This window comes from Vagococcus xieshaowenii (genome assembly GCF_004792515.1).
GTDB lineage: Bacteria > Bacillota > Bacilli > Lactobacillales > Vagococcaceae > Vagococcus_A > Vagococcus_A xieshaowenii.
On record NZ_CP038865.1, the window covers coordinates 1,558,137 to 1,582,744 of the forward strand.

32 protein-coding genes and 1 other annotated feature are annotated in these 24,608 nt (G+C 35.5%); of the genes, 8 read left to right on the top strand and 24 right to left on the bottom strand.

Going from position 1 to position 24,608, the window contains the following annotated elements:
• Positions 1-6 precede the first annotated feature (6 nt).
• The 4 genes from E4Z98_RS07500 to E4Z98_RS07515 all read right to left on the bottom strand — a co-directional run bounded on the left by E4Z98_RS07500 (position 7) and on the right by E4Z98_RS07515 (position 1,231).
• Positions 7-228 (bottom strand): hypothetical protein, encoded by a 222-nt coding sequence (locus E4Z98_RS07500; protein WP_135254462.1) that lies wholly within the window; start codon positions 226-228, stop codon positions 7-9.
• Positions 229-326: 98 nt separating this feature from the next.
• On the bottom strand, positions 327-539 hold the full coding sequence (locus E4Z98_RS07505; RefSeq protein WP_135254461.1) for a hypothetical protein: 213 nt from the start codon (positions 537-539) through the stop codon (positions 327-329).
• Between the two features lie 222 nt (positions 540-761).
• Positions 762-1,043 (bottom strand): helix-turn-helix domain-containing protein, encoded by a 282-nt coding sequence (locus E4Z98_RS07510; protein WP_167790912.1) that lies wholly within the window; start codon positions 1,041-1,043, stop codon positions 762-764.
• An 8-nt stretch (positions 1,044-1,051) separates the two neighbouring features.
• Positions 1,052-1,231, bottom strand: a complete 180-nt coding sequence (locus E4Z98_RS07515; RefSeq protein WP_135254459.1) for a hypothetical protein — start codon at positions 1,229-1,231, stop codon at positions 1,052-1,054.
• A gap of 129 nt (positions 1,232-1,360) precedes the next feature.
• Between E4Z98_RS07515 and E4Z98_RS07520 the strand changes: the two genes are divergently transcribed.
• Together E4Z98_RS07520 and E4Z98_RS07525 are read left to right on the top strand one after the other, a co-directional pair.
• Positions 1,361-1,978, top strand: coding sequence for a helix-turn-helix domain-containing protein (locus tag E4Z98_RS07520; protein ID WP_135254458.1), 618 nt, complete (start codon positions 1,361-1,363; stop codon positions 1,976-1,978).
• 57 nt (positions 1,979-2,035) lie between these two features.
• Positions 2,036-3,250, top strand: a complete 1,215-nt coding sequence (locus tag E4Z98_RS07525) for a site-specific integrase (protein ID WP_135254457.1) — start codon at positions 2,036-2,038, stop codon at positions 3,248-3,250.
• 40 nt (positions 3,251-3,290) lie between these two features.
• On the opposite strand, the gene rplT is transcribed toward E4Z98_RS07525, so the two are convergent.
• The 9 genes from rplT to E4Z98_RS07570 all read right to left on the bottom strand — a co-directional run bounded on the left by rplT (position 3,291) and on the right by E4Z98_RS07570 (position 8,757).
• A complete protein-coding gene (gene rplT / locus E4Z98_RS07530; protein WP_135254456.1) occupies positions 3,291-3,650 on the bottom strand; it encodes a 50S ribosomal protein L20 in 360 nt (119 codons plus the stop codon).
• A 54-nt stretch (positions 3,651-3,704) separates the two neighbouring features.
• A complete protein-coding gene (gene rpmI, locus E4Z98_RS07535; RefSeq protein WP_135254455.1) occupies positions 3,705-3,908 on the bottom strand; it encodes a 50S ribosomal protein L35 in 204 nt (67 codons plus the stop codon).
• A 26-nt stretch (positions 3,909-3,934) separates the two neighbouring features.
• Complete coding sequence (infC, locus tag E4Z98_RS07540; RefSeq protein WP_135254454.1) at positions 3,935-4,456, bottom strand: translation initiation factor IF-3; 522 nt, start codon at positions 4,454-4,456, stop codon at positions 3,935-3,937.
• Positions 4,457-4,485: 29 nt separating this feature from the next.
• Positions 4,486-4,617 (bottom strand) — a sequence feature (ribosomal protein L20 leader region).
• A gap of 58 nt (positions 4,618-4,675) precedes the next feature.
• Positions 4,676-5,599, bottom strand: a complete 924-nt coding sequence (locus tag E4Z98_RS07545; RefSeq protein ID WP_135254453.1) for a metal ABC transporter substrate-binding protein — start codon at positions 5,597-5,599, stop codon at positions 4,676-4,678.
• Positions 5,574-6,443 carry a metal ABC transporter permease gene (locus E4Z98_RS07550; protein WP_135254452.1) on the bottom strand — a complete coding sequence of 290 codons (870 nt, stop codon included), beginning with the start codon at positions 6,441-6,443 and terminating at the stop codon, positions 5,574-5,576. Before E4Z98_RS07550 ends, E4Z98_RS07545 begins: the two co-directional genes overlap by 26 nt.
• A complete protein-coding gene (locus E4Z98_RS07555) occupies positions 6,440-7,177 on the bottom strand; it encodes a metal ABC transporter ATP-binding protein (RefSeq protein WP_135254451.1) in 738 nt (245 codons plus the stop codon). Before E4Z98_RS07555 ends, E4Z98_RS07550 begins: the two co-directional genes overlap by 4 nt.
• Before the next feature lie 132 nt (positions 7,178-7,309).
• Positions 7,310-7,498 (bottom strand): hypothetical protein, encoded by a 189-nt coding sequence (locus tag E4Z98_RS07560; RefSeq protein ID WP_135254450.1) that lies wholly within the window; start codon positions 7,496-7,498, stop codon positions 7,310-7,312.
• A gap of 5 nt (positions 7,499-7,503) precedes the next feature.
• Complete coding sequence (locus E4Z98_RS07565) at positions 7,504-8,178, bottom strand: NAD(P)H-dependent oxidoreductase (RefSeq protein WP_135254449.1); 675 nt, start codon at positions 8,176-8,178, stop codon at positions 7,504-7,506.
• A gap of 9 nt (positions 8,179-8,187) precedes the next feature.
• A complete protein-coding gene (locus E4Z98_RS07570; RefSeq protein ID WP_135254448.1) occupies positions 8,188-8,757 on the bottom strand; it encodes an LOG family protein in 570 nt (189 codons plus the stop codon).
• Positions 8,758-8,935: 178 nt separating this feature from the next.
• On the opposite strand from E4Z98_RS07570, the gene E4Z98_RS07575 reads away from it, so the two are divergent.
• Both E4Z98_RS07575 and E4Z98_RS07580 read left to right on the top strand, forming a co-directional pair.
• Positions 8,936-9,205 (top strand): hypothetical protein, encoded by a 270-nt coding sequence (locus tag E4Z98_RS07575; protein WP_135254447.1) that lies wholly within the window; start codon positions 8,936-8,938, stop codon positions 9,203-9,205.
• Between the two features lies 1 nt (position 9,206).
• Positions 9,207-9,530: a hypothetical protein gene (locus tag E4Z98_RS07580; RefSeq protein WP_135254446.1), complete on the top strand. Its 324-nt coding sequence runs from the start codon at positions 9,207-9,209 to the stop codon at positions 9,528-9,530.
• A gap of 94 nt (positions 9,531-9,624) precedes the next feature.
• Here the strand turns inward: E4Z98_RS07580 and truA are convergent, their stop codons facing one another.
• Positions 9,625-10,362, bottom strand: a complete 738-nt coding sequence (gene truA, locus E4Z98_RS07585; RefSeq protein WP_135254445.1) for a tRNA pseudouridine(38-40) synthase TruA — start codon at positions 10,360-10,362, stop codon at positions 9,625-9,627.
• A 60-nt stretch (positions 10,363-10,422) separates the two neighbouring features.
• Positions 10,423-11,772, bottom strand: coding sequence for a glucose-6-phosphate isomerase (locus E4Z98_RS07590; RefSeq protein ID WP_135254444.1), 1,350 nt, complete (start codon positions 11,770-11,772; stop codon positions 10,423-10,425).
• A 239-nt stretch (positions 11,773-12,011) separates the two neighbouring features.
• On the opposite strand from E4Z98_RS07590, the gene E4Z98_RS07595 reads away from it, so the two are divergent.
• The gene (locus E4Z98_RS07595) at positions 12,012-12,398 is read left to right on the top strand and encodes a DUF2500 domain-containing protein (protein ID WP_135254443.1); all 387 of its coding nucleotides are present in this window, start codon (positions 12,012-12,014) and stop codon (positions 12,396-12,398) included.
• A gap of 50 nt (positions 12,399-12,448) precedes the next feature.
• Here E4Z98_RS07595 and E4Z98_RS07600 read toward each other — a convergent pair whose 3' ends face one another.
• Positions 12,449-13,837, bottom strand: a complete 1,389-nt coding sequence (locus tag E4Z98_RS07600; RefSeq protein ID WP_135254442.1) for an MFS transporter — start codon at positions 13,835-13,837, stop codon at positions 12,449-12,451.
• 3 nt (positions 13,838-13,840) lie between these two features.
• Positions 13,841-15,040 carry an amidohydrolase gene (locus tag E4Z98_RS07605; RefSeq protein WP_425330214.1) on the bottom strand — a complete coding sequence of 400 codons (1,200 nt, stop codon included), beginning with the start codon at positions 15,038-15,040 and terminating at the stop codon, positions 13,841-13,843.
• 198 nt (positions 15,041-15,238) lie between these two features.
• Here E4Z98_RS07605 and E4Z98_RS07610 point away from each other — a divergent pair, with 198 nt between their 5' ends.
• Both E4Z98_RS07610 and E4Z98_RS07615 read left to right on the top strand, forming a co-directional pair.
• The gene (locus tag E4Z98_RS07610; protein WP_135254440.1) at positions 15,239-17,551 is read left to right on the top strand and encodes a helix-turn-helix domain-containing protein; all 2,313 of its coding nucleotides are present in this window, start codon (positions 15,239-15,241) and stop codon (positions 17,549-17,551) included.
• An 86-nt stretch (positions 17,552-17,637) separates the two neighbouring features.
• Positions 17,638-17,910: a GNAT family N-acetyltransferase gene (locus tag E4Z98_RS07615; protein ID WP_135254439.1), complete on the top strand. Its 273-nt coding sequence runs from the start codon at positions 17,638-17,640 to the stop codon at positions 17,908-17,910.
• Positions 17,911-17,971: 61 nt separating this feature from the next.
• Here E4Z98_RS07615 and E4Z98_RS07620 read toward each other — a convergent pair whose 3' ends face one another.
• The 4 genes from E4Z98_RS07620 to E4Z98_RS07635 all read right to left on the bottom strand — a co-directional run bounded on the left by E4Z98_RS07620 (position 17,972) and on the right by E4Z98_RS07635 (position 21,965).
• On the bottom strand, positions 17,972-18,589 hold the full coding sequence (locus tag E4Z98_RS07620) for a PepSY domain-containing protein (RefSeq protein WP_167790911.1): 618 nt from the start codon (positions 18,587-18,589) through the stop codon (positions 17,972-17,974).
• Positions 18,590-18,758: 169 nt separating this feature from the next.
• Positions 18,759-20,870 (bottom strand): polyribonucleotide nucleotidyltransferase, encoded by a 2,112-nt coding sequence (gene pnp / locus E4Z98_RS07625; protein ID WP_135254437.1) that lies wholly within the window; start codon positions 20,868-20,870, stop codon positions 18,759-18,761.
• 210 nt (positions 20,871-21,080) lie between these two features.
• The gene (gene rpsO, locus E4Z98_RS07630; RefSeq protein WP_135254436.1) at positions 21,081-21,350 is read right to left on the bottom strand and encodes a 30S ribosomal protein S15; all 270 of its coding nucleotides are present in this window, start codon (positions 21,348-21,350) and stop codon (positions 21,081-21,083) included.
• A gap of 135 nt (positions 21,351-21,485) precedes the next feature.
• A complete protein-coding gene (locus E4Z98_RS07635; protein ID WP_135254435.1) occupies positions 21,486-21,965 on the bottom strand; it encodes a hypothetical protein in 480 nt (159 codons plus the stop codon).
• Positions 21,966-22,214: 249 nt separating this feature from the next.
• Between E4Z98_RS07635 and def the strand changes: the two genes are divergently transcribed.
• Positions 22,215-22,793, top strand: a complete 579-nt coding sequence (gene def / locus E4Z98_RS07640) for a peptide deformylase (RefSeq protein WP_135254434.1) — start codon at positions 22,215-22,217, stop codon at positions 22,791-22,793.
• Between the two features lie 63 nt (positions 22,794-22,856).
• Here the strand turns inward: def and E4Z98_RS07645 are convergent, their stop codons facing one another.
• Genes E4Z98_RS07645 through E4Z98_RS07655 form a run of 3 tightly spaced genes read right to left on the bottom strand, consistent with a single transcriptional unit; the run spans position 22,857 to position 24,593 of the window.
• Entirely contained in the window at positions 22,857-23,495 is a 639-nt protein-coding gene (locus tag E4Z98_RS07645; protein ID WP_135254433.1) for a DNA alkylation repair protein, read from the bottom strand.
• A gap of 11 nt (positions 23,496-23,506) precedes the next feature.
• The gene (locus tag E4Z98_RS07650) at positions 23,507-24,214 is read right to left on the bottom strand and encodes an LrgB family protein (RefSeq protein WP_135254432.1); all 708 of its coding nucleotides are present in this window, start codon (positions 24,212-24,214) and stop codon (positions 23,507-23,509) included.
• On the bottom strand, positions 24,207-24,593 hold the full coding sequence (locus tag E4Z98_RS07655; protein WP_135254431.1) for a CidA/LrgA family protein: 387 nt from the start codon (positions 24,591-24,593) through the stop codon (positions 24,207-24,209). Before E4Z98_RS07655 ends, E4Z98_RS07650 begins: the two co-directional genes overlap by 8 nt.
• Between the last annotated feature and the right edge of the window lie 15 nt (positions 24,594-24,608).

The window sequence follows — 24,608 nt, forward strand, 5'->3', positions numbered from 1 at the left end:
CCTTAATTAATGCTTCATACTATATTCTGCTATCTCTTCAGCATGTTTTTTTGCCAACAATCTAATAGCGACCAACATACCTGATAAGGCGCTTATATCTCCTTGTGTAACCTTCTTATCACTAAAACGATCATATATGAAGGCATCCAATCCATTTAAAGCTGATTCAAGATAAGCAGCATCCGTAGTTAACTTATCAATATCTAACACTGTTTCATTAAATTTCATAATATTCCCCATTTCTAATTAATATATGTTTGTGTTAAAATAGGGACAGATAGTTTAGAAGAAAACTCTATCCCAACGCTTGTGAGAACTGCAATTCTCTAAGCGTTTTTTTGTATCTTCAAAGTATGTACTTCTGATTCATTCACCAGGTCATACTCCATTTCGTCAATAATTGCAGCCAATACATCCGCTTTGTGTTTATCAACTAGCTTATAAATATTGCTTGATAGCTCATTCATGAAGCCGCTCAACTTGCTAACCTCTATTACTATCTTTTCTATTCCTTGCCCCTTGACGGTCTTATAAGCCATTTTAGAACCCTCCTTTTCTCATCTGATACTTTTGTTCGTCATACTCTAAAACACACATTAGCGGCAATATAATAGCCAATATAATGAATATTTTGCCATTGAGATGTTGAACTAAACCACCTAACAAAAAACAACTAAGTAACAACATTAAAAATCTAATTTTTCTTATTTTCTCCAATCTTCATACCTCCTAAAAGTTCTATCCCTTAGCTTGCCCTATGCTTATAAAATAGTTTCTTGTTTTGATTTAAGAAATTCGATAACTTCCGACTTAATATATCTTTTTGAAGTTCCTACTCTAATAAAAGGAATTTCCTGGATTAAATATTTGTCTAAAGTGTTGTTAGCCATGTTAAGAAATTTTCCTAATTCCACTTTATTCATAACCTCAGGAATAGGATCACTATCCTTCACCATTTGTTCAATCGTTTGAAAAACCTTAGTAGATAATTCATTAATTAGCGCTTGTTCTACCTCACTAGATAGTAATTGCATTTGATTCACCCTTTCACTCAACGTTTTTCACTCAACGTTTTAATAGCTTTTAAAACACGTTCTTTACGTTCATCATTTAGCGGTGTGCGTAACCACACACTAAAACGGCTATCAGTAATACCCACTTCTTGAGCTACCTCCCAATTACGTAAACGATTAGTAAAAATTAAATCTCTGATTTCTTGGTTTGCTTTCATATTTTCACCTCCTACAACGCTGTTGTTAAACACATAATAATACAACGCTGTTGTGCTTGTCAACAACAATGTTGTTTTTATTTTTATATACTGTTAGAATATAAGAAAACGAAAGGGGAAAAACTATCAGTGAATAAGATAAAAGAGGCTAGACAATTAAGAAAGATAAGCCAAAAAGAACTAGCTAATTTACTTGGTATTACACAACAGTCAGTTAGTTACTATGAAAATGGAAGCAGAACACCAGATGATGCTATGTGGGAAAAAATTTCCGAAGTTTTAAGCGTTAGAACAGAATACTTACAAGGAAACACTGATGATCCTTATGGATGGGAACTTTTGGAAGAACGTACTAATCTAAATAGAGAAGAAATTAAAGAAGAAATTGAACGTATGAAAAAGTTTAATCATGTTATAGGTGATGTTAACGATTCTCTAAACGTAATTGATCAGGCTGTTAATAATTTACTAGGAAACGGAAATACTGATAGAGCTATTCTTGATAATACTGCTTTACAACTATCTAAATTGAAGGATGAGCTGAATGAAAAATATGTAGACCCCAAAAAAGAACTATCTAATAAAACATCCGGAAATAATGATTTAAAAATCATTCATGGTAGGATAAATAAAACAGAATTAGTATATGATGATTTAAATATTGATGCTTATATAAAAGCACTAGAAATATTATCAAACGCTAGAAAAGAAATACTAAAAATATCTGATGATTTATCATTAGATTAGCAAATATCCCCCCTTAACCCTTAGCTTGCCCTATGCAAAGATTAAGGAGGAAAACAAATGGCTACAATTAAGAAATACACAAAAAGTAATGGTGAAGCAGCATATATGTTTAATATGTATGTTGGTGTGGACCCATTAACTGGAAAAAAGAAGAGAACTACAAGAAGAGGGTTTAAAACCCAAAAAGAAGCAAAGCTAGCATTAGCTAGACTGGAGTTAGAAATTGAAGAAGAAGGTTTAAAGCAAGTTACTAATTTAACGTATCAAGAGCTTTATGCCTTGTGGTTTGACCAATACAAACAGACAGTAAAAGAAAGTACCTGGGCAACCACCGCATCAGAATTTAAGCATCATATACTACCATCATTCAAAGATATGAGAGTTAACTCTATTAATATGTCTATTTGTCAAAAAATAGCCAATAACTGGGCCCTTAACAAGCCTAATAGGTATAGACGTTTTATCCATTACGCAAGCCTAGTGTTTAAATATGGCTTACAGACAAGGGTATTAAAAGATAACCCAATGGACCAAATTACCATGCCTAAACCACAAGAAACATTTTCAGATGAAGAAGAAACAGAGAACTTCTTTTCCAGGGAAGAACTTCTTTTCTTTCTAGACTTTGTAAAAGAAAACTTTTCTACTGATCGTTACCTATTCTTTCATCTTTTAGCCTTTACGGGTATTCGTAAGGGCGAGGCGTTGGCTCTCAACTGGTCTGATATTGATTTCAAGGAGAAACAACTATCTATAGTCAAAACGTTAGCAGTAGGCGAAAAAGGCCGTCTAATGATTAATACACCTAAAACTAAGAATAGTATCCGTAAAATCACTTTGGATGATGATACCCTATTCTTTTTGAAGAAATGGAGACAAGAGCAGCAAAGCGTACTGAATAGAATATCTAATACGCTCTCTCTATCTCAATTAGTATTCCCTGGTGTAACAAATGACTTGCTACAACCTAACATCCCTACCGAATGGATACAAACCATTTACCGACACTTAAAGAAGAATGGCCATGATGATTTTAAGAGAATCACCGTTCATGGATTTAGGCACACACATTGTTCTTTACTGTTTGAAGCTGGTGTCTCTATCAAAGAAGTACAAGTTAGATTAGGTCACTCAAATATTAAAACAACATTGAATATCTACACTCATTTAACGCAAGAAGTGAAGGCGGAAACGGCCAATACTTTTGCTAATTTTATGAAAAATGAGTCAAGGGGTATTCAAAAGGGTATTCAAAAAGGCTCCTCTCATTAAGAGAAGAGCCTAAAACGTTGATAAATCAACGATATTTTAATTATTTAGCTAAAGCGTCTTTAGCAGTATCAGCTAATGCAGTAAATGCAGCAGCATCGTTAACAGCTAATTCAGCTAACATTTTACGGTTGATGTCAACCTCAGCTAATTTCAAACCGTGCATCATTTTGCTGTAGCTTAAGCCATTCATGCGAGCTGCAGCGTTGATACGTGCGATCCATAATTTACGGAAATCACGTTTTTTCTGACGACGATCTCTGTAAGCGTAGCTGTAAGATTTCATCACTTGTTCTTTTGCTGTTTTGTATAATGTATGTTTTGAGCCATAGTAGCCTTTAGCTAACTTAAGCACTTTTTTACGACGTTGACGGGTTGTGTAACCACCTTTAACACGTGCCATGTAAAATTCCTCCTCGGGTTTTCAATTCTGTTTTCTGTACTTTTCTACTGATTACTATTTTTTCAAGTAAGTTAATTGTTGACGAATACGTTTGAAATCGCCTTTTGATACCATACTTGGACGACGTAATTGACGACGTTGTTTTTTAGTTTTTCCGTGGAAACGGTGACTTGTAAATGCACGGAAGCGTTTCAATCCGCCACCACCTGTACGTTTAACACGTTTCGCTAATCCGCGGTGAGTTTTCATTTTTGGCATTGGTATTTCCTCCTCAAAATCTATTCTTACTTCTCGTTTTTTGGTGCCAGCATTAGAAACATGCTACGGCCTTCCATCTTAGGTTTAACTTCGATATCGGCAATATCTTTAGCTTCTTCTGCAAAGCGTGTTAAGACGTCCTGACCAATTTGCTTATGCGTAATGGCACGACCTCTAAAACGGATAGATGCTTTAACTTTATCTCCACTTTCAAGAAACTTACGTGCTTGACGTAGCTTCGTATTAAAGTCATTATCTTCAATCGTAGGACTCAATCTAACTTCCTTAACATTCACTACTTTTTGTTTTTTGCGAGCTTCGCGGGCTTTCTTTTGTTGCTCAAAACGGTATTTACCGTGATCCATGATACGAGCAACTGGCGGTTTAGCATTAGGGGACACAAGCACAACATCTAAGTTAGCAGCTTCAGCGATTGCTAAGGCCTCTGCTTTTGTTTTTACTCCTAATTGATCACCATCTTGAGAAATTAAACGTAACTCACGTGCACGAATGCCGTCGTTCACCATCATATCTTTAGCTATGGTCATTCACCTCTTAATAATATTTTTTAGAGAAAATGGCAGAAAAAAAGAGTTCTTTTCGCAAAGAACCCCCATTTATTCCATGTAGATAGTTACCTATCAAAAGAATTATCTAGCCCAGCAATAACAATCACTAAGGCGAGAAGCGGGAGCTTCTGCTTGATTTCTCGACCTCCTAATAATACCAAATGATTTAGAGGTTGTCAACGATAATTCTTATCTTTTTTACTTACCCAACAATCCTTTTGAAATATGATCAATATTCCAGGCCATCATATCATAGTACGTATCACCTTCTTCACCCTCTTTTGCTAATGAATCGGTGAACACTTGAGACACAATAGGTGTTTTAGTTTCACGACTAACAGCTTCCATTGTTTTGGGTGATACACTTGTTTCAACAAATAATGCAGGAACTTGTTGTTCTTTTATAATCGATGCCACGCGTTGTATTTGTTCTGGTGTTCCTTGTGTGTCGGTATTAATTTCCCAAATAAATGCTGCTTGGCAGTCAAAGGCTTCCGCAAAATATTTGAATGCCCCTTCACTGGTGACTAATACACGTTGCTTCTCAGGTACTTGAGCAAATTTCTCCTTACCAGTTTCATACAATTTTTGTAATTTTTGATTATATGTTTTGGCGTTTTCTTGATAAAACGTTTGATTGTCTGGATCAATTTCGCCTAAATACTTAGCAATGTTTTCAACATATAATTGTCCATTAACTAAAGATAACCAGGCATGTGGATCTTCTTGCCCTTCTTCACCTTTAGTTGTTAAAAACTTTGGTTCTACACCTTTTGATACCACATAACTTACATCTTCCTTACGACTATTTTCAATTAGCTTTTGATACCATCCTTTGCCTGTTTCTAAGTTAAGGCCGTTTGAAAGAACAATATCTGCTTTTTCTACTGACAAGGTATCTTGTGGTGTTGGTTCGTAACTATGAGGATCCGTTCCTCGTGTTACGATACTTGTTACGTCTACCTTATCTCCTCCAACTTGTTTTGCCATATCAGCAATAATCGAATAACTTGCCACAACCTTTAGTTTGTTTGCATCATCTGTTGTGTCACTTTTTTTACCGCAACCTGTTATAAAAATTAATAACCCTAATATACTAACTGCCCAAAGAATTTTTTTCATAGATTTTCTCCTTACGTTTAATAAAATTATTTTTTGGTGAACAAATAAATGATACTAAGAAAAAGAACGCACCTACTAAGACAATCGTTGAACTTGTTGGAAAGTCATAGTGAAAGCTAATCAAGACTCCTAGAATCCCCATCAAAACACCTAGAATAGAAGCACCTATCATCATGTGTTTTAAATGTTTTACCCATAAATACATCGTAGCAGCCGGCGTTACTAATAAGGCAATCACCATCACAATTCCTACTTGAGATAAAGCAGACACCGTGAAAATAGTTAATAATATCATTAACAAATAATGATACACATTGGTGTTGATACCATAACTTTTTGCAACAACTGGATCAAAAGAACTAATAAAAAAACCTTGATAAAACACGGTTACCAACAAGAATACGACTGCCAAAATAATCAATGATTGCAACAATTCACTAGGCGTCACCGCTAGAACATTTCCAAATAAAATATGATTCAAATCTGTCCCACTTTGTGCTCTACTAATTAAAATAACCCCTAAGGCAAAGAAACTACTCAAGATAATCCCAATTGAACTATCTGTTTTTATTGTGCTTTTCTTTGTAATAAATTCAATTAAAGCTGCTGCTAAAACACCAAAAAATGTCGCACCAATCATCATCGGAATACCTAATAAATAAGAAATAGCCACACCTGGTAATACCGCATGGGATAATGCATCTCCCATCAATGACAGACGGCGTAATACAATAAAACTTCCTAACATACCACTTGTTAAACCAATTAATGTCGAAGCAATTAATGCCGTCATCATACTTACTGGCACTTGAAAAAAATCAGCCAAACTAAAAATAATCGTCATGACAGTCCCTCCTTTCCTTTAACAATAGCCCCCATCCATTGACCATACACTTGTTGTAACGTCTCATCTGTAAATGTCGTCGCCACAGGACCTTGTGCCACAATCCCTTTATTGATGAGTAACACATAATCAAAATATTGTTCTACTTTAGTCAAGTCATGATGCACCATTAAGATGGTCTTCCCTTGCTTTTTCAGTTCATTTAATACATTGATAATAACTTGTTCACTCACGACATCAATCCCTACGAATGGTTCATCTAACAATAAAATATCAGCTTGCTGAGCCAGTGCACGTGCAATAAAAACACGTTGAAGTTGTCCACCTGATAATTCATTAAGTCCTCGCTTAGTGAATTCATGTAAACCTAATCGTTCAATACAATTTTGCGCAATTTCCTTTTCACGCTTTCCTGCTCTCTTCCACTTACGAAGCGTGGGATATGTTCCCATCAATACTGTTTCGAATACAGTGATTGGAAACGTTATGTCCACTTCAGACTTTTGCGGAACATAAGCCACTTGAGTGTTTTTAGATAAAATACTTTTACCATTGACCGTTACTTCTCCTGATTCTGTTTTAATCAGTGATAAAATCCCTTTTAACAACGTGGATTTCCCTGAACCATTAGGCCCAATAATCCCTACCGTTTGTTTCAAAGGGATGTTTGTTGAAAGATTATTTAAAATTACATTCCCTTGATACGCAACGGTTAAATGTTTGATTTCTAACAATCAAACCACCTCCTCTTATTACAATGAATTGTAACCCATAAAAAAGTTTTAGGCAACCCTAAACTTTTTTATATTAAAAATAAAAAGTAGCGAACAGGCATAACGTTCCTCTTCACTACTTACTCATGATTACTAATTTTCTCCCCATTCTTTAGGGCTCCAAAGTGTACCGTCTAACTGGCCTTCGAGCTGTTCCAAACGATTGTACTGCTCATTGACTAATTTTTTCAGCGATAAATATAATGCTTTTTCTTCATACGATGTCACTTGTGTTAACAAGGCATCAATCTCGGTTAATAACCAATTTTGTTCTTCTTTCATTCCAACTACTCCAATTCATCTAAGGTAAAACGCAGCATCTCTAGTTCTTCTTGATTTGTTTGTAATTGTTCTTTAATTAAATCAATTTTATCATGTAAACTTGCTTCTTTAGACAGCGAAATCGAAATTAGCTGATTTTGAAACCAAGCGGTACGCTCAGCTAGCGTTTGCGAGTTGCCTAACATTAAATATTGTTGGTAACGAATCAATAACTTTTGCTTACATGTTTCCGTCATATAGGCAAATTGATAAATACCAAAAATCGGTAAATATTGCCACTTGAATTTATTAGCGATCGCTTGATAAGGACGCATTAACTCATCCATTGTAAAAATCTCACGACCACCCGCTTGATATTCTTTTTTGGCTACGCCGGCAATTACGACGATACCGAATTCTTTGCCCTGCCAATCAGTAATTTTTTTCTCATCAAGCACCACATCTTGCCATTCCTTTAGCAAAGATGGCGAGCTGTACCAATAAAGCGGAAATTGAAAAATAATACGGTCATGTTCCGCTAGTAACGCTTGCTCATAGACACGATCAATTTTTCCGGTTGGATAGTGTTTTTCTAAATGATGCAGTGTGACGTTTTCTAATGTCTGGGTTGCCGCCATCAAAAATTGTTGGGTCGTTGAACCCGCAACATCTGGATGCGACAAAATAATTAATGTCTTCATACTAACTCCTTATTTATCATACACCCGTTTAGCTGGCGGGGTATAATTCTTAATAAACGATTGAATCTCTGTTAGTGAATCTGAAAATAATAATGCCTCACGATCACTTTCAAAAAGAAAACCGTCCGTTACCATTCGATCAAAAAATTGTGCTAATAAATCATAGTAGCCATTCACATTGTAAAAAATACATGGCTTATCATGTTGACCGATACGACTCCATGAAACCACTTCGCTAATTTCTTCCAGTGTTCCTGGACCACCGGGCATTGCAATAAAAACATCCGCTAAATCTATCATCTTTTGTTTACGTTCATGCATAGACTCAACATAAATTAATTCAGATAAGCCCTCTTGGGTAATTTCATTATCGGCTAAAAAATTTGGCATAACGCCAATTGTTTGTCGCTCTGCTTGGATTAATTCTCTAGCTAAAACGCCCATTAGGCCTAATTTCGAACCACCGTAGACTAAATCATATGATTCTTCAGTCATCCATTGACCAAGTTCATGCGCTTTTTCGGCATAAATCGGATGAGTGCCCATTGCTGAAGCACAATATACCGCAATAGTTGTCATAAAAAAATACCCCCTATTTTCTTCTTATATAGCATAAGCTATAGTGGTGATAAAAGGCAAATAAAATAAGAGCAGACAAAAAAATATTAACTAAAATTTAGTATTCGACAAACGTTGTACAGACAATGAAAATATGCTATATTCATGAAAAAGGGAACGAATAAAAAGGAGTTAAAAAATGGGCAAAAACAGAATTTCTAACAAAAGTGTTTATCAACACTATCGTAGTCGCTATACAAAAGCTAGCCAAATAGCTGAAATCATTGAAACTCTGTTAGTTGTTGTGGCCTTTGCGATGTTTTCAAATACAACTAGCGATTGGCTGGTATTACTTAATTGGGTTATTTTACCAATTTTCACAGTTACAACCTTTATTCTAATGATACTAGATTTCCGTGGAAGAATAGCAGCTGCTAAGCGCGATAATTTTACCCAAGGAACGAAATAAAATGGAAACCTTAATCGAATTAATTGGGAACTTTTTATTGTTATTAGGCGATGAACTATTTTTCCGTACCGAGTACAACAAAAAGAAAAAAGGAAAATACGCACTTGCTTGTTTTGTTTATTTCATCAATTTAGCATTATTAAGCCTAATCGGATTTTTATTTATTCTCTCACTTAGACTTTCGCAAATTGATAATTTTAGCTTGAATACACTTTGGCTAGTTATAATCTTATTAGCTTTATTAGCTTGTATGGTGTGGCAAACATATCACTATACTCGTCATATATGGAAGTTGACTAAATTTTTCTTTGGCAAAGAAAAATAACAATTAAACAATCATAACTGTCTCATAAAATGGGGCAGTTTTTTTGGTTGATTCACAATGCAAATTCAAAAAAAAGACACCCTAGGGCATCTTTCTAATAGTAAACTTCATCTAAAAACAATGCATGAGCAGGAACTGTTTCCCCCGCTTGTTGACGGATTTTCTTTTCGAAAATTTCATCAATCACTTCCACTGGTAACTTACCTAAACCAATCTCGATAATTGTTCCCATCATAATTCGTACCATATTATACAAGAACCCTTCACCAATAAATTGACATTCTAATAAATTCCCGTGTTGTACAATAGAAATTTCTTGAAGCGTGCGAATAGTTGATTTTTTTGATTTTTTCAATGAAGAAAAGCCAATAAAGTCATGTTCACCAATTAATCTTTCACAAGCAGCTTGCATTTTATCCAAATCCAATGGTTGCTTCACATGGAAACTCGTGTGTCGATGTAAGGCTGTGGGAACTTCACTGTTCCAAATATTATAGGAATATTTTTTTCCTTTGACATTATAGCGAGCATGAAATCGCTCTGGCATCTCTTCAATTTTCGTAATCACGATATCGTTAGGTAAATAACGATTTAAAAATGATAGCATTTGCTCACGGGTCATATCTGTAGTTGTTTTAAAATTTGCAACTTGTCCTCTTGCATGCGTCCCCGCATCTGTTCGACCAGATCCCGTAATCTCAATGACTTCACCTGTCATTTGTTTCAAGGTACTCTCGATTTTCCCTTGAATCGTTTTCTCTGAATCTCCTAGACGTTGCCATCCTAAGTAGCGACGTCCATCATATTCAATCGTTAATTTAATATTTCTCATATGAACTCCTTTAGTTAAAAAAGAATGAAGCCTAAAAAGACTTCATTCTTTTCATGTTTATTATAGACGTGCGTTTAATTCTTTGGCTAAATCTTCAAATCCAGGTTTACCTAATAAAGCAAACATGTTTTTCTTGTATGCTTCAACACCTGGTTGGTCAAACGGGTTAACGCCGTTTAAGTAACCTGACACACCACAAGCAATCTCGAAGAAGTACATTAAGTAACCTAATGTATACGCATTTTGTTCAGGAATTGTTACCACAAAGTTAGGAACGTCACCATCAGTATGTGCTAATAATGTTCCTTGGAAGGCTTTAGTGTTAACAAAATCAACGTCTTTACCTTCTAAATAACCTAAACCATCTAAATCTTTATCCATTGTTGGGATGTTGATGTTACGACGAGGTTTGTCTAATTTGATTACTGTCTCAAAGATATTACGTTGTCCTTCTTGGATATATTGTCCTAGAGAGTGTAAGTCAGTTGAGAAGTTTGCGCTTGAAGGGTAAATACCTTTTTGATCTTTACCTTCTGATTCTCCAAATAATTGTTTCCACCATTCTGAGAAGTATTGTAAGCTTGGCTCATAGTTGATTAATAATTCAGTCACTTTACCTTTACGATATAAAATGTTACGTAAAGCTGCATATTGGTAAGCAGCATTTTCTTCTAATTTATCACTAGAAAAATCTTTTCGTGCTTGGTTAGCACCTTCCATTAAACCAGTAATATCCGCACCACTAGCAGCAATTGGTAATAAACCTACCGCTGTTAAAACTGAGAAACGTCCGCCAACATCATCAGGAATCACAAATGTTTCCCAACCTTCTTCGTCAGCTTCCACTTTAACCGCACCTTTAGCTTTGTCAGTTGTTGCATAGATACGTTTATTTGCTTCTTCTTTACCGTACTTATTGATTAATAATTCTTTGAACACACGGAAAGCAATTGCTGGTTCTGTTGTTGTTCCTGATTTTGAAATTACGTTAACAGAGAAATCACGATCACCAATGATGTCGATTAAGTCTGTTAAGTAAGTTGAGCTGATGCTGTTACCTGCAAAGAAAATTTGTGGTGCTTTACGATCTTCGTTGCTTTGTAAGTTGTAGAATGTATTGTTTAAGAAATCTAGTGCAGCTTTTGCACCTAAATAAGAACCACCAATACCAATTACTACTAATACTTCTGAGTCTGATTTGATTTTCTCAGCTGCTTGTTGAATACGAGCAAATTCTTCTTTGTCATAGTTTTCTGGTAAATCTACCCAACCAATAAAGTCGCTACCAGCACCTGTTCCATTACGTAAATCATTATGAGCTGCCGTTACTTGGCTTTGCATGTAACCTAATTCGTTTTCGCCAATGAACGTGCCAACTACTTTAGAGTAGTCAAATTGAATATGTGTCATGATGTTTCCTCCTGATTGTGATACTTTTTTCTTTCCCCTCTACTTTACGTTTTTTTTTGATATTTTTCAAGTAAACAGGCGAATTAATCCTAATATTTAAACTTATTTCAACAATTCATCAAAATAACACGCGACACCTCTATGACAATTGTCAATAAGCATTGGAAAACTACGTGTCACTATGCTAATATTATGTTTATAAATTGAATATATAAAAAACAAACATCAGGAGGCAGACTATGAGAGAAGTATTTTTTAATTTAGGGGGAAGTCCTATATTTTCTATGTTCTATATTATATTCTTATTAGCTTTATTAGTTGTCTTATTCCAATTATTCAAAGGCATAAAACAATGGCATCGTAATAATCAATCGTCTAGAGAAACCCAGCACGTTAAAGTAGTAACCAAACGTACCAAAATGATGACCCATTACACCAATAACAACAATTCACTAAATAATGCTGGTAGTTCGACGACTTATTACGCTACATTTGAATTCAAAAATGGTACAAGACTAGAATTAAGCGTAAAAGGGACAATTTATGGCCAATTAGCTGAAGGTGATCAAGGTTACTTAACGTTCCAAGGAACACGATTTGTTGCGTTCGAAAGAATGAATCCCTAATCTCTCATTATAAAATAATCCCTTTCACGTCATTAATTAAACCTCCTCCGTTACTTTTTATTTGGAATAACAAAGATAACTGAGCCAATCGCTAATAAACAAAAGGCGACATTAATCATCAACCCAACTGTTGCACCCATTGAAAAATCACCTGATAGGCTTAGGCTGTTATAGAATGAAGAAGAAATAGCCACACCTAACGCACCGCCTAGTGAACTAGCCATTTTATAAATACCTGAAGCAACACCAGCTTTTTCCATTGGCACACTTGAAATTGCTGTGTCAGTAGATGGTGTGGCATAAATTCCTAGCCCTACTCCGTATAAAGCATATCCTAGGAACACAAGCCCTAAATAGACAGTTCCTTCAATAAAGGTTAACGACATTAAAGCAATACCCACACCTGCAATAATTGCTCCCATAATCATTGGCTTTTTAGCCCCAATTTTTTGTAATAGTTTTTCACCAATTCGAATGGTAATCAAGATGGTCACTAAATACCCAATAGATAGCATCCCTGTTTTACCAGAAGATAAGCCACGACCTTGTTGTACATAGGAATTAATGACAATCATCGTCCCCGCAACAGCGTTTAATAAGAAGTTAGAAATAGTGGCACCTAAGTAACCCTTATTTTCAAACAATGAAAAATCAACAAAACTATTAACATTTTTCTTCTCTACTTGAACAAAGACAAACAACCCTACAATCACTACTAATGCTAATAACAATGTTTTAGGACTTGTCCATCCCATCGCAGAACCTTTACTTACTACAATATTTAATGAAAGCATTGAAATGACAAATAAGATAAGTCCTACGAAATCGAAACGACCCTTTGACTTTTCATTAGAAACAGACTCCGGTGTTCCTAGTAACAATAAGCCACTTAAAATTGAAATAATAATTGAGAAAACAAACACATAACGCCATCCTAGTGAACTAGCTACTGCTCCACCAAAGAACGAACAAAAACCAGAACCACCCCATGAACCAATTGACCAATAACTTAGTGCTTTTTGACGATTTTCTCCTTCATAATAAGTCTTCACCAATGCCATAGTTGACGGCATAATACAGGCTGCTGATAGCCCTTGCAACGCACGACCAACAATAAATAACGTGCTACCTGTCGTAATGACTAAGGCTAACGAACCTATGATGTTTAATAATAAACCAACATACGTTAATTTTACACGACCAAATTTATCTGCCATACCTCCTGCTACTACAATAAAAATACCAGAAGCTAAACTAGTTGCTGAAACCCCGATACTTAACGTCCCTGAAGACAAACCTAAATCTGCTTGTACATCTGGCGCCATATTTAATAATGATTGTGCAAACAACCAAAATGTTAACACACTAAAAACAATTCCAATTAATAATCGATTATTTCCTTTATAGTGTACCTGTTCTTTCAATACTGTTGATCCCATATGCTACTCCTCTTCTAAATAAGCTAACACTGCGCTAGCCATTGCTTTTGCTGAAATAATTAAACATCCTTCATCAATTGTAAATTTAGGATTATGATGTGGGTAAACTGGCGTTCCTGGTTCATGCGCCCCTACCCAAATAAAACAACTTGGACGCTCTAACGCGTAGTAGGCAAAATCTTCTGACGCCGTTTGAGGACCTACATCTTCGACACCTGAAACTTCAGGAATTCCTGCTGATTCAATGGCATGAATTACTTTTTCCGTTAGTTTCTCATCATTCATACACACTGGGTAATCATTGCCATACTCCAAATCATAAGTAACACCAAACGCTTGAGAAATGCCTTCTAATATTTGTTTAAACTGTGCTTCCACAACTGGACGATTAGCTTCATCCATCATACGCACATCACCTTCTAACGTCACGCTCTCTTTGATGACATTAGCCGATCCTTTGCCATCGAAAGAACCAATCGTAACTGTTACAGCATCAAACGGACTAATGCGACGACTAACAATCGTTTGAGCGGCTGTAACAAATTGAGCACCTGCTACTATGGCATCATTTGCGTCTTGAGGAGCTGATCCGTGCCCGCCTTTACCCGTAATGGTTAGTTTAAAGGTTGCTCGTCCCGTATGAATACCACCCTTGTGATAATAAACTTTTCCAACATCCATCGTACTCATTACATGAATGCCTAGGACATTATCAATCCCTTCTAAACAACCACCTTCAATCATGTCTTTAGAACCACCTGGTGGCACTTCTTCAGCTGGTTGATGAATGATTCTTACCATGCCAGGCAACTCTTCTTTAAATTGAATTAATGTGTCGGCTAATATTAACATGTAGGCTGTATGCCCATCATGACCACACGCATGCATCACACCTGGATTTTTTGAGGTAAAGGGGACCCCTGAAGCTTCTTCAATCGGTAATGCGTCAAAGTCAGCACGTATAGCTAGTGACTTACCTGGTCTCCCCCCTTGAATATCTATAGTGATGCCGTAACCAGTCCCTACGTTTGCTACAACCTTACAATCTTTTCCTTCATAAAAATCACGAATGTATTGAGAGGTTTTGGTTTCATGGAATGATAATTCTGGGTATTCGTGCAAATGACGACGAATAGCAATCATTTCATCTTTTCTTTGATCTAATGCGTCAAAAATTCTGTCTTTTAATCCTGTCAAAATAATCCCTCCTAAATGTATAAATCGTTTATTATTGCTCTACACTTCACATTCTATACAATTTAAACACACCAACAATACTTAACCTTTCCTTTCCCCTCACAAAAAGATGACGTTAACCAAATTATAGAAATAATCGTTCTTTAAATAGAACGTTTTCTGTTATTCTGATATAATACCCTTACAAAGAAGGGAGTATTATGTATGATTAAACAAAACTTTTGTACGGTGAACTTTCAAGATATACCTCATAAAAAAGATATTTTTTCAAAAGAACTGACTTTATTGTTAGTGTTAGAAGGAACTATCACAATTGAAGATGAGGGACAAATTGTACATTTATGCACAGGGGAACTTTACTGTCTTAATCTCAATCATTTAGCAACGATGACTCCTTATCAAAGCGACTACGCGTCGGTTGTTTTTTTACAAATTAATCCAATATTTTTCACTTCACAATTCCCTGATTTTTTAAACGTGAAGTTTGCATTACCCATCCACGAGACTAGCTTTGATAAACAACAAGCCGTTAACCATTTGACGAACCTCTTAGTCGATCTATTGATTAATGAATTTAGCTATCAAGAAACACGTACAGTTAAACAACTGATCTTATTAGAATCTATCATTCTTTCATTAACAGAGCATTTCAAGTACCAATCGACAGCTATTTCTGTACATTCAAGTAATTTCCAAACCAAAGAAATCATTCACTTTATTAACCAACATTATCATGAAGGATTAACGGTTAAAGAAATTGCAGAGGAATTCTTTCTATCCGAAGCCTCATTATCCAAAATGTTCAAAAAAGAAACAGGTTTATACTTGTCAAAATATTTAAAAAAACTACAAGTCACAAGAAGTGCCAACGAGCTTCTCTATTCAGATGCCACTATTGAAAAAATTGCCCTTAATGCTGGGTTTAACAGTGCCAAAATTTACCGAGAACAGTTCAAACATTTTTTCAATATGAGTCCGACTGAGTACCGTGAACAACACCAGATGACCGATAATAACCAACCTATAGCTCTTACAACGAGCCACCAACAACCTAAAGAAATCATTGAGCAACTCTACCAACTAATTAAAAGAGAACCTCATACTCGTCAGCCAGAACAATTGCATAAGCTTACCAAGCACTTAGAAATTAACGATAGTCAATCTCTTCGTACCAAGCATGCTAATGACGTGATTGTTCATATTGAATATTTAAGCGACCTCAACAAAGCACATATTCAAAAAGAATTATTAGAACTGCTTAATCAACAGACATTAACCATCATTAGTTGTTTTAATTTTTTCCCTGAATTACCTGTTAGTTATCGATTATCCAAAAACGCTAACTTGAATTCTTTTCCTGCTTTTGAAGAATTAGATACTGGATTAGCCTTTCTTATGAACCATCAATTGAAACTCATGATTCAATTTGATTTAATGGATTTTGATGACCAAACCATCTCGCTTTATTTAGAACTTTTTAATTACATGATTAATCGATGGGGACGTCAGTTTCTCTCTACGCTCTCCTTCAATGTTCAGTCGTTTACTCTTGATAACGTGGCACTGTATCAAGAATTTTATCAAAGTATTCATCATTATTATCCTGAAATCAGCTTTGGCATTAAACTCCCTATAAGCGACCCGTTTGATAACCAGCAAACACACACCAACATCAAACAATTATTAACACATGTTAATCGTACCTATAATTTCTTAAGTTATACAGCTGATTCAAATTATATTTTTAATCAAACCAATAATCTATCAAATAAAATAGTTGAAGCGCATCATTATTTGACAAATAAAAGTAATTGGATCAAACATTGTTTAAATGAACTATCAATTGATTGCCCTCTTTACCTAACCGAATGGAACACTTTAACCGGTACTACTATCAATTATAACGGCTTATTTTTCCGAGGAGCTTTGATTACTAAGCAATTACTTAATCTAGAACAGTTGATTGATGGTTATGGTTTTTGGCTAAATTTAGAGAGCCATGAACACTATAATTTAAGAGCCCAATCACCAAGTATTGGACTCGATTTATTTCATTATCATCAAAATCGCCGACCTGCCTTTTTCAGCTTACAGCTAGCCAACCGCATGCAAGGAACGGTAATTAGAGAAGATGATTTTTATTTATTGACACAACATGGTGAAAAATTACAACTAATGATGTGGAACGAAAACTACTTTGACCCACATCTTTCTACTGAGCTTGCCTTTATGAATAGTCAAATTTTATCACTGTCGTTATCTATTCATCACCTATTAGAAGGAAAATACCAAGTAAAACAAATTGATTTTAATCGTGAAAGTGGGGCACTCTTTTATTCTTATATGGATTTCAAACAAACGGCCCACTTAGATAAAGAAACGATTGACTATATCCATGCAAAAAACCGACCTAATCTTCAAGTATTCGATGTTGACATTAGCGAGCGATTTGATTATTCCTTTTCACTCGATACAAATGCCGTTATATTATTAGAATTTACGCCTATTGCTACATAAAAACTTCTTAATACGCGTTCTTTCAACAGTATGTTACACTTGCATTATAAGGGTAATAAACAAACAAATGTAAAGGAGCTAACAAGATGAAGATTATTGAAGATAAGCAACGATTTGTTCTAGTAAACGATCAAATGAACGAAATCGGAGAAATCACGTGGTCAAATGCCGGAGAGCATATGATGATAATCGACCACACCTATGTATCGCCCGACTACCGTGGACAACAGTTAGCTGAAAAATTAGTCCTAAATGTCGTAGAAAAAGCACGACACGATCACAAAAAGATTATTCCTCTTTGTCCATTTGCAAAAAAAGAATTTGATCAAAAAACAGACTATCGGGATGTACTTAATTAAGTCATTAAATAACAAAAAACGTGAACGGATAAACTATCCGCTCACGTTTTTAATTACATGATTAATCTTGTTCTGTTTCTAAAATATCGCCTGTTTCTGCGTTAATTTTCACTTCATGTTTTTGTTTACCATTTTCTACTTTGATTTCCCAGTAAGTAACTGACAAGTCTTTTTCTAGACTCCAATCAGTAGCTTGACCGCCGCCTACTTGTTTGACTGCAAGTTCAGTTAATTCATCTAAAGGTTTCAAATGATCAAACGTTAATTTTTCTTCATTACGTTTGACACCGTTTTGTTCATCACGGTCTAATTTTTCATCACGTTTGTCTGAAACATCCCCTGTATCAACGCTAATTTTCAACTCATATTCATTATTATCGTCCATTCCACTAATTTCATAATAATAATTCTTAAATGAGCTATCAATGCTGATTGATGTGATATCAGTGTTTGGCATTTCTTTTTGATAAATTGCTATCGCATCATCTAAGCTAATGGAAAAATCTGATAAATTTGATGTAGAAGATGAGCTATTTTGGTTTACCTCACTTGATTCTTTCGCTACTTGTGTAGAAGAATTATTGTTTTGCTCATTAGTGGTACTAGTTGTTTCATTTTTACACGCCCCTAATGTCATAACCGTTGCTAAAGTAATGGCACCTAATACTATTTTTTTCATACTATTAATCATCTCCCTATCTTTATACTGTTCATTATATATCCATTATACTCTAATCACAATTTATACGCATTGGACCAAAGACTTAAATTCCACTCAGTACTAGGACCTTACTTAATGACTTAATAAAAAGAGAGGACACTCAATGAGCGTCCTCTCTTTGTTATGATTATTTAGTTTCTTCTTTAGGTAACATTGCTTTACGAGAAGCATTCACTCGACCTTGTTTGTCGATTTCTGTTACTTTAACTAAAATTTCATCGCCTTCTTTAACCACATCTTCAACGTTTGCTACACGTTCATTAGCTAACTGAGAGATATGAACTAAAGCATCTTTACCTTTGAATAAATTAACAAAGGCACCAAATTTTTCAATACGTACCACTTTAGCTAAGTATGTTTCGCCAACTTTAGCTTCACGAACGATATCTTCGATAATTTCAATCGCACGTTTGATCATAGCAGCATCTGATGAGGCAATACTTACATTACCTTCTTGATCAATATCGATTTTAACGCCTGTTTCATCAATAATACCGTTAATAGTGTCGCCACCTTTACCGATAACTTCTTTGATTTTCTCAGGTTTGATTTGGATCATTTCAATCTTAGGCGCATAAGCACTTAACTCTTCACGAGGTGCTTCAATAGCTGACGTGATCACTTTTAAGATTTCCATACGCGCTGTTTTAGCTTGTGATAAAGCTTCTGTTAAGATTTGTTCTGTAATACCTTCAATTTTAATATCCATTTGAAGTGCTGTAATCCCTTGTTCAGTTCCTGCTACTTTAAAGTCCATATCTCCTAAGTGATCTTCTAGACCTTGGATATCTGTTAAGACAGTATAGTCGTCACCTTCCATTACTAATCCCATTGCGATACCAGCAACTGGTGCTTTAATCGGAACACCTGCATCCATAAGGGCTAAGATACCACCACAGATACTTGCTTGAGAAGATGAACCATTTGATTCTAATACTTCTGAAACCACACGAATCATGTATGGGAATTCTTCTTCACTTGGAATTACTTGTGCCATTGCACGTTCACCTAACGCACCATGACCAATTTCACGACGTCCTGGAGAACGTGCTGGACCAGTTGAACCTACTGAGAATTGTGGGAAATTATAGTGATGGATGAAACGTTTGCTCTCTTCTGTTCCTAGCCCATCAATAATTTGATGTTCTCCTAGTGGTGCTAATGTAACCGTTGATAACGCTTGTGTTTGTCCACGAGTGAATAAACCTGAACCATGAACGCGAGGTAATAAACCAACCTCTGCTGCTAATGGACGGATTTCATCAATTTTACGACCGTCTGGACGGATTTTTTCTTTCGTAATTAAACGACGGACTTCGTCTTTTTCTAAATCTTCAGCAATTTGTTTTACTTGTTTTAACTTCTTAGCAGCATTTTCATCTTCTGCTAATTTTTCAGTATAAACAGTAATGATTTCTTCTTTTACCGCTTCGATATTATCTTCGCGTGCTAATTTTTCTTCTGTTTGAATAGCTGCAACCATACGAGCATTGTATGCTTCTTGAATTTCAGCTTTCAATTCAGGATCAACTTGTAATAATTCAACTTCCATTTTTTCTTTACCGACAGCGGCAACGATTTCTTCTTGGAAGGCAACCATTTCTTTAATCGCAGCATGGCCGAATAATAATGCTTCTAACATAGCTTCTTCTGATACTTCTTTAGCACCACTTTCAACCATGTTAATGGCATCTTTTGTTCCAGCAACACTTAAATGAATATCTGATAATTCTTCTTGCTCAGGTGTTGGGTTTAAAATTAATTCACCGTTAACGCGACCTACGTTAACCCCAGCAATTGGACCATTAAATGGAATATCTGAAATAGCTAATGCTAATGATGAACCAAACATTGCAGCCATATCTGGTGGGCAATCTTGCTCCACACTCATGACAACGTTAGTGATTTGCACTTCGTTACGGAATCCTTCGGCAAACATTGGACGAATTGGACGGTCGATTAAACGCGCTGTTAATGTTGCGTGTTCGCTTGGACGGCCTTCACGTTTGATAAATCCACCTGGAACTTTACCTACTGCGTACATTTTTTCTTCATAGTTAACCGTTAACGGGAAGAAATCCACATCTTTTGCTTGTTTTGAAGCTACTGCAGCACTAAGTACGACAGTATCTCCATAGCGTACAAAAACTGAACCGTTAGCTTGTTTAGCTAATTGTCCAACTTCAACTGAAAGTGGGCGTCCGCCCCATGTTGTTGTAAATACTTGTTTTCCTGACATTGACATAGTCTCCTTTACTTTTGCGAAAAGTATGATGGCCTACTAAACAAATAACAAAGAGGTTGTTTGATTATCCACTTAAATTCACAGCTTCTCTCTTATTTGTATAGTAGAAGAACACAACACCTTTTCGCTTTCCAAAAATATATTTTTATAGCAAAAGAAAGCGAGACCCAAAGAGTCTCACTTTCCTAAGTTGTTGACCAAAAATTAACGACGTAAGCCTAATTTTTGAATTAACTCACGGTAACGTTGAACATCTTTGTTACGTAAATATGCTAATAAGTTACGACGATGACCAACTTTTTTCATTAGTCCACGGTAAGAATGGTGATCTTTTTTGTGAACTTGAGCATGCGTGTTTAAGTGGTTGATCTCAGCTGTTAAAACTGCGATTTGTACTTCTGGAGAACCAGTATCTCCTTCGTGACGCGCGTATTCGCTCATGATTTGATTTTTTTGTTCTTTTGAAATTGCCATAATTTCCACCTCTTTCTAAAATTTACCCCATAACTGAGTAAATCGTTGGTGACTCGATAAACCAAGTAATAGGTCGTACTTACGTACAGTACAACTTTACATTATTTAATAGTAAAAAGCAAGTAATTATACCGATTAGATTAAATTCACACGACGTGTAGAACTATGATGTTCTGACTCCAATAAGGCCTCTAAATCACTCGCTTTCATTTGACTAAGCTCTTGTGTCTTACCTTCTACGTACTCTTCTAATCCTGCTTTTGCTTCCCAAATTTCAATAGGTAAAGAGCATGTCTTTAAATAATCAAACAACAAGCCGTATACTTTAGCAACCTGCATTGGCTCATCTGCGACTAGTTGTATCTCGTATAAATAATCTTTTTTGAAGATAGCCGATAATTCTTCATCCTCATAACGTTGAATCGCAATTCCGTAGCCATTTTTTAAGACCATAATCCCATTTGGAGCATTTAATTCTTCATCAGATAATTCGCTACTATCAAAAAAATCTTGCGACACGACATCTTTTTCAAGCGCTTCTTTAATTGAAAGAACCTCTGTTTCTAATTCTATTTCCGTTAATTCACTATTAGATACTAAATACGTATGATACATTTCTTTATTTCCTCCTTAAATATCCCTCATTATAATCTAACTTTATAATAAGTTAGATTATAATACTAGCTAAAAACCATAAAGACTTTAGGAACTGAGATATTACTTCCTATTTTTTAAGAATTACCTAAATAAGTGCCTAAACCTTTTTATTAAGATACGCGATTTAATAAACAAAACCACCCCATTTTACTATAAGCTGTGTTAAAATAGAAACGATATTGAACAAATATAAGGAGTTAATGAACCATGATATTAATGAAAGATATTATTAGAGAAGGTAACCCAACACTTAGAGAAGTGGCGCAAGAATTGAGCTTTCCTTTAAGTGAGGAAGATCGTCAATTAGCCCACGATATGCTAGAATTTTTAAAAAACAGCCAAGACCCACAAATTGCCGAAGAGTATAATTTACGTGGAGGCGTTGGTTTAGCCGCTCCTCAATTAGACATTGAAAAACGTATGATTGCTGTCCACATTCCAAATCCTGATTTTGATGAAGAGGATGCGAAATCAGGACCTGAGATTACATTTTCAGAAGTAATGGTCAATCCTAAAGTGATAAGTCATTCTGTCCAATTAGCTGGTTTAGAAGGTGGCGAAGGTTGTTTATCAGTTGACCGTGCCGTCGAAGGTATCGTCATTCGTCATTTTAAAATAACTGTTACGTACTTTACAGTTGACGGAGAAGCAAAAAAGAAAAAATTCAAAGGCTATGACGCTATGGTCATTCAACACGAAATCGACCATTTAAACGGTGTGATGTTCTATGATCGTATTGATCCTAAAGACCCATTTGCACAAAAGAAAGACATTGTTTTACTATAAAAGAAAAACAACCACAAAAATAACCGAACCTCAACATAAAGTTGACATTCGGTTATTTTTTCTTTATAAGTACTTACTTCCTTCTCTAACCGCTAACTTACTAAGGGAATAATCGCTAATAAACAGGCGTACCCATTCAGGATTGGTTTTACTATATTGACGCAACGACCAACCAATCGCCTTTTGAATAAAAAATTCATCTGTTGTTCGATCATTTAGAATGGCTTGTTGAAGATAATCAGTGTTGGTTTGATCATTAAATTTAAGTTGTAAGATAATCGACACACGTCGCATCCACATATTATCATGCTGATAAAACCAATTATATACTTCTTCAACGTTATTCATATTTTGTTTTAACCACGAGCTAAATAATCCCGCTAAACTATCCACACTATCCCACCATGATTTTTCCATCACTAATTGGCTTAGCTGATGTATATTTTCAATAGACAAACGGCCTAAATTTTTATTTGCAAGGTCTATAGCTACATACTGATACTCGCGTTCTGGTAACCCAAAATAATAATGAATTTCTTCCATTAATACATCCTTCGACCAGCTCTTACTGTCTTTAAGAAGAGGCGTGGCTAATTGACGACGTTCAGTTGCTGGTAACCCACAAAAAGTAAATTGATTGCGCATATACGCTTCCATCTGAGCTTGTTTTGGTTGATTAGTCGGAAACAACAGTCGCGTCATCTTCTCTCTCCTTAGTAAATAAATATCTCTACAACACTTGTTAATAATGGGGCTAAAATAACGGTCGCAATACCTGCAATTCCAATGGCTAATCCTGACATGGCGCCTTGGACTTCACCCATTTCCATCGCCTTTGATGTACCAATCGCATGAGAAGTTGTTCCTAACGCCAAACCTTGCGCCATTGGATCATGAATGCCAAATAGTTTTAAAATTGGCTCCGCACATAATGGTGCCAGTACGCCGGTTGTAATAACAGATAAGACCGTAATCGCTGCAACACCACCAATTTGTGTTGATAAATCCATTGCAATTGCCGTCGTCACCGATTTAGGCACAAGCGAAAGCGTTAATGGTTCTTTTAACTTGAATAAGACCGATAACAACAACACTAGACTAATATTAAATAATGTCCCAATCCCTACCGCCATCATAATTGCTGTAGCATGCTTCTTAATGAGCGGTAAAGAACGATACAAAGGCAAGGCTAATGCAACAGTCGCCGGTCCAATAAACATATCGACATATTTAGCGCCCACAAAGTAATTGTCATAAGAAATATTCGTCCCTTTCAAGAATAATATAATCGCTATAATTGAAAAGGCTAACGGATTCAACCACTTAAGCTGATACTTGTTACCCATCATCCTAAAAAACATAAATACCATGACGGTTAACATAACACCAAAAATTGGTTCCTTGGATAAATAATCAATCACTAATGACTTCCTCCTTTGAGGTTTTGACAAGATTATCTTTTCTCTTCTTAACAAATTGTGCAGTCTTACCCACCACAATCAAAGAAAAAACAAAACTTACAAATAAAATAATCGCTAAACTAACCAAATTATTTTTTACTAAATCAAAATACATCATCAAACCTACACCAGCCGGAATAAACAGAACACTTAAAATTTCTAACAAATAGTCACTCACAAGCGCAATGTGACACTCTTTTACCCAACCACGTGTCAATGAAATAAATAATAATACCATCCCGATAACACTACCAGGAATCGGCAAGTGCAATACAACTTGTAACACTTTTCCAACAAATGTAAAACCTAGAATAATTAAAAGTTGCTGTAAAATTTTCATGAAAATCCCTACTTT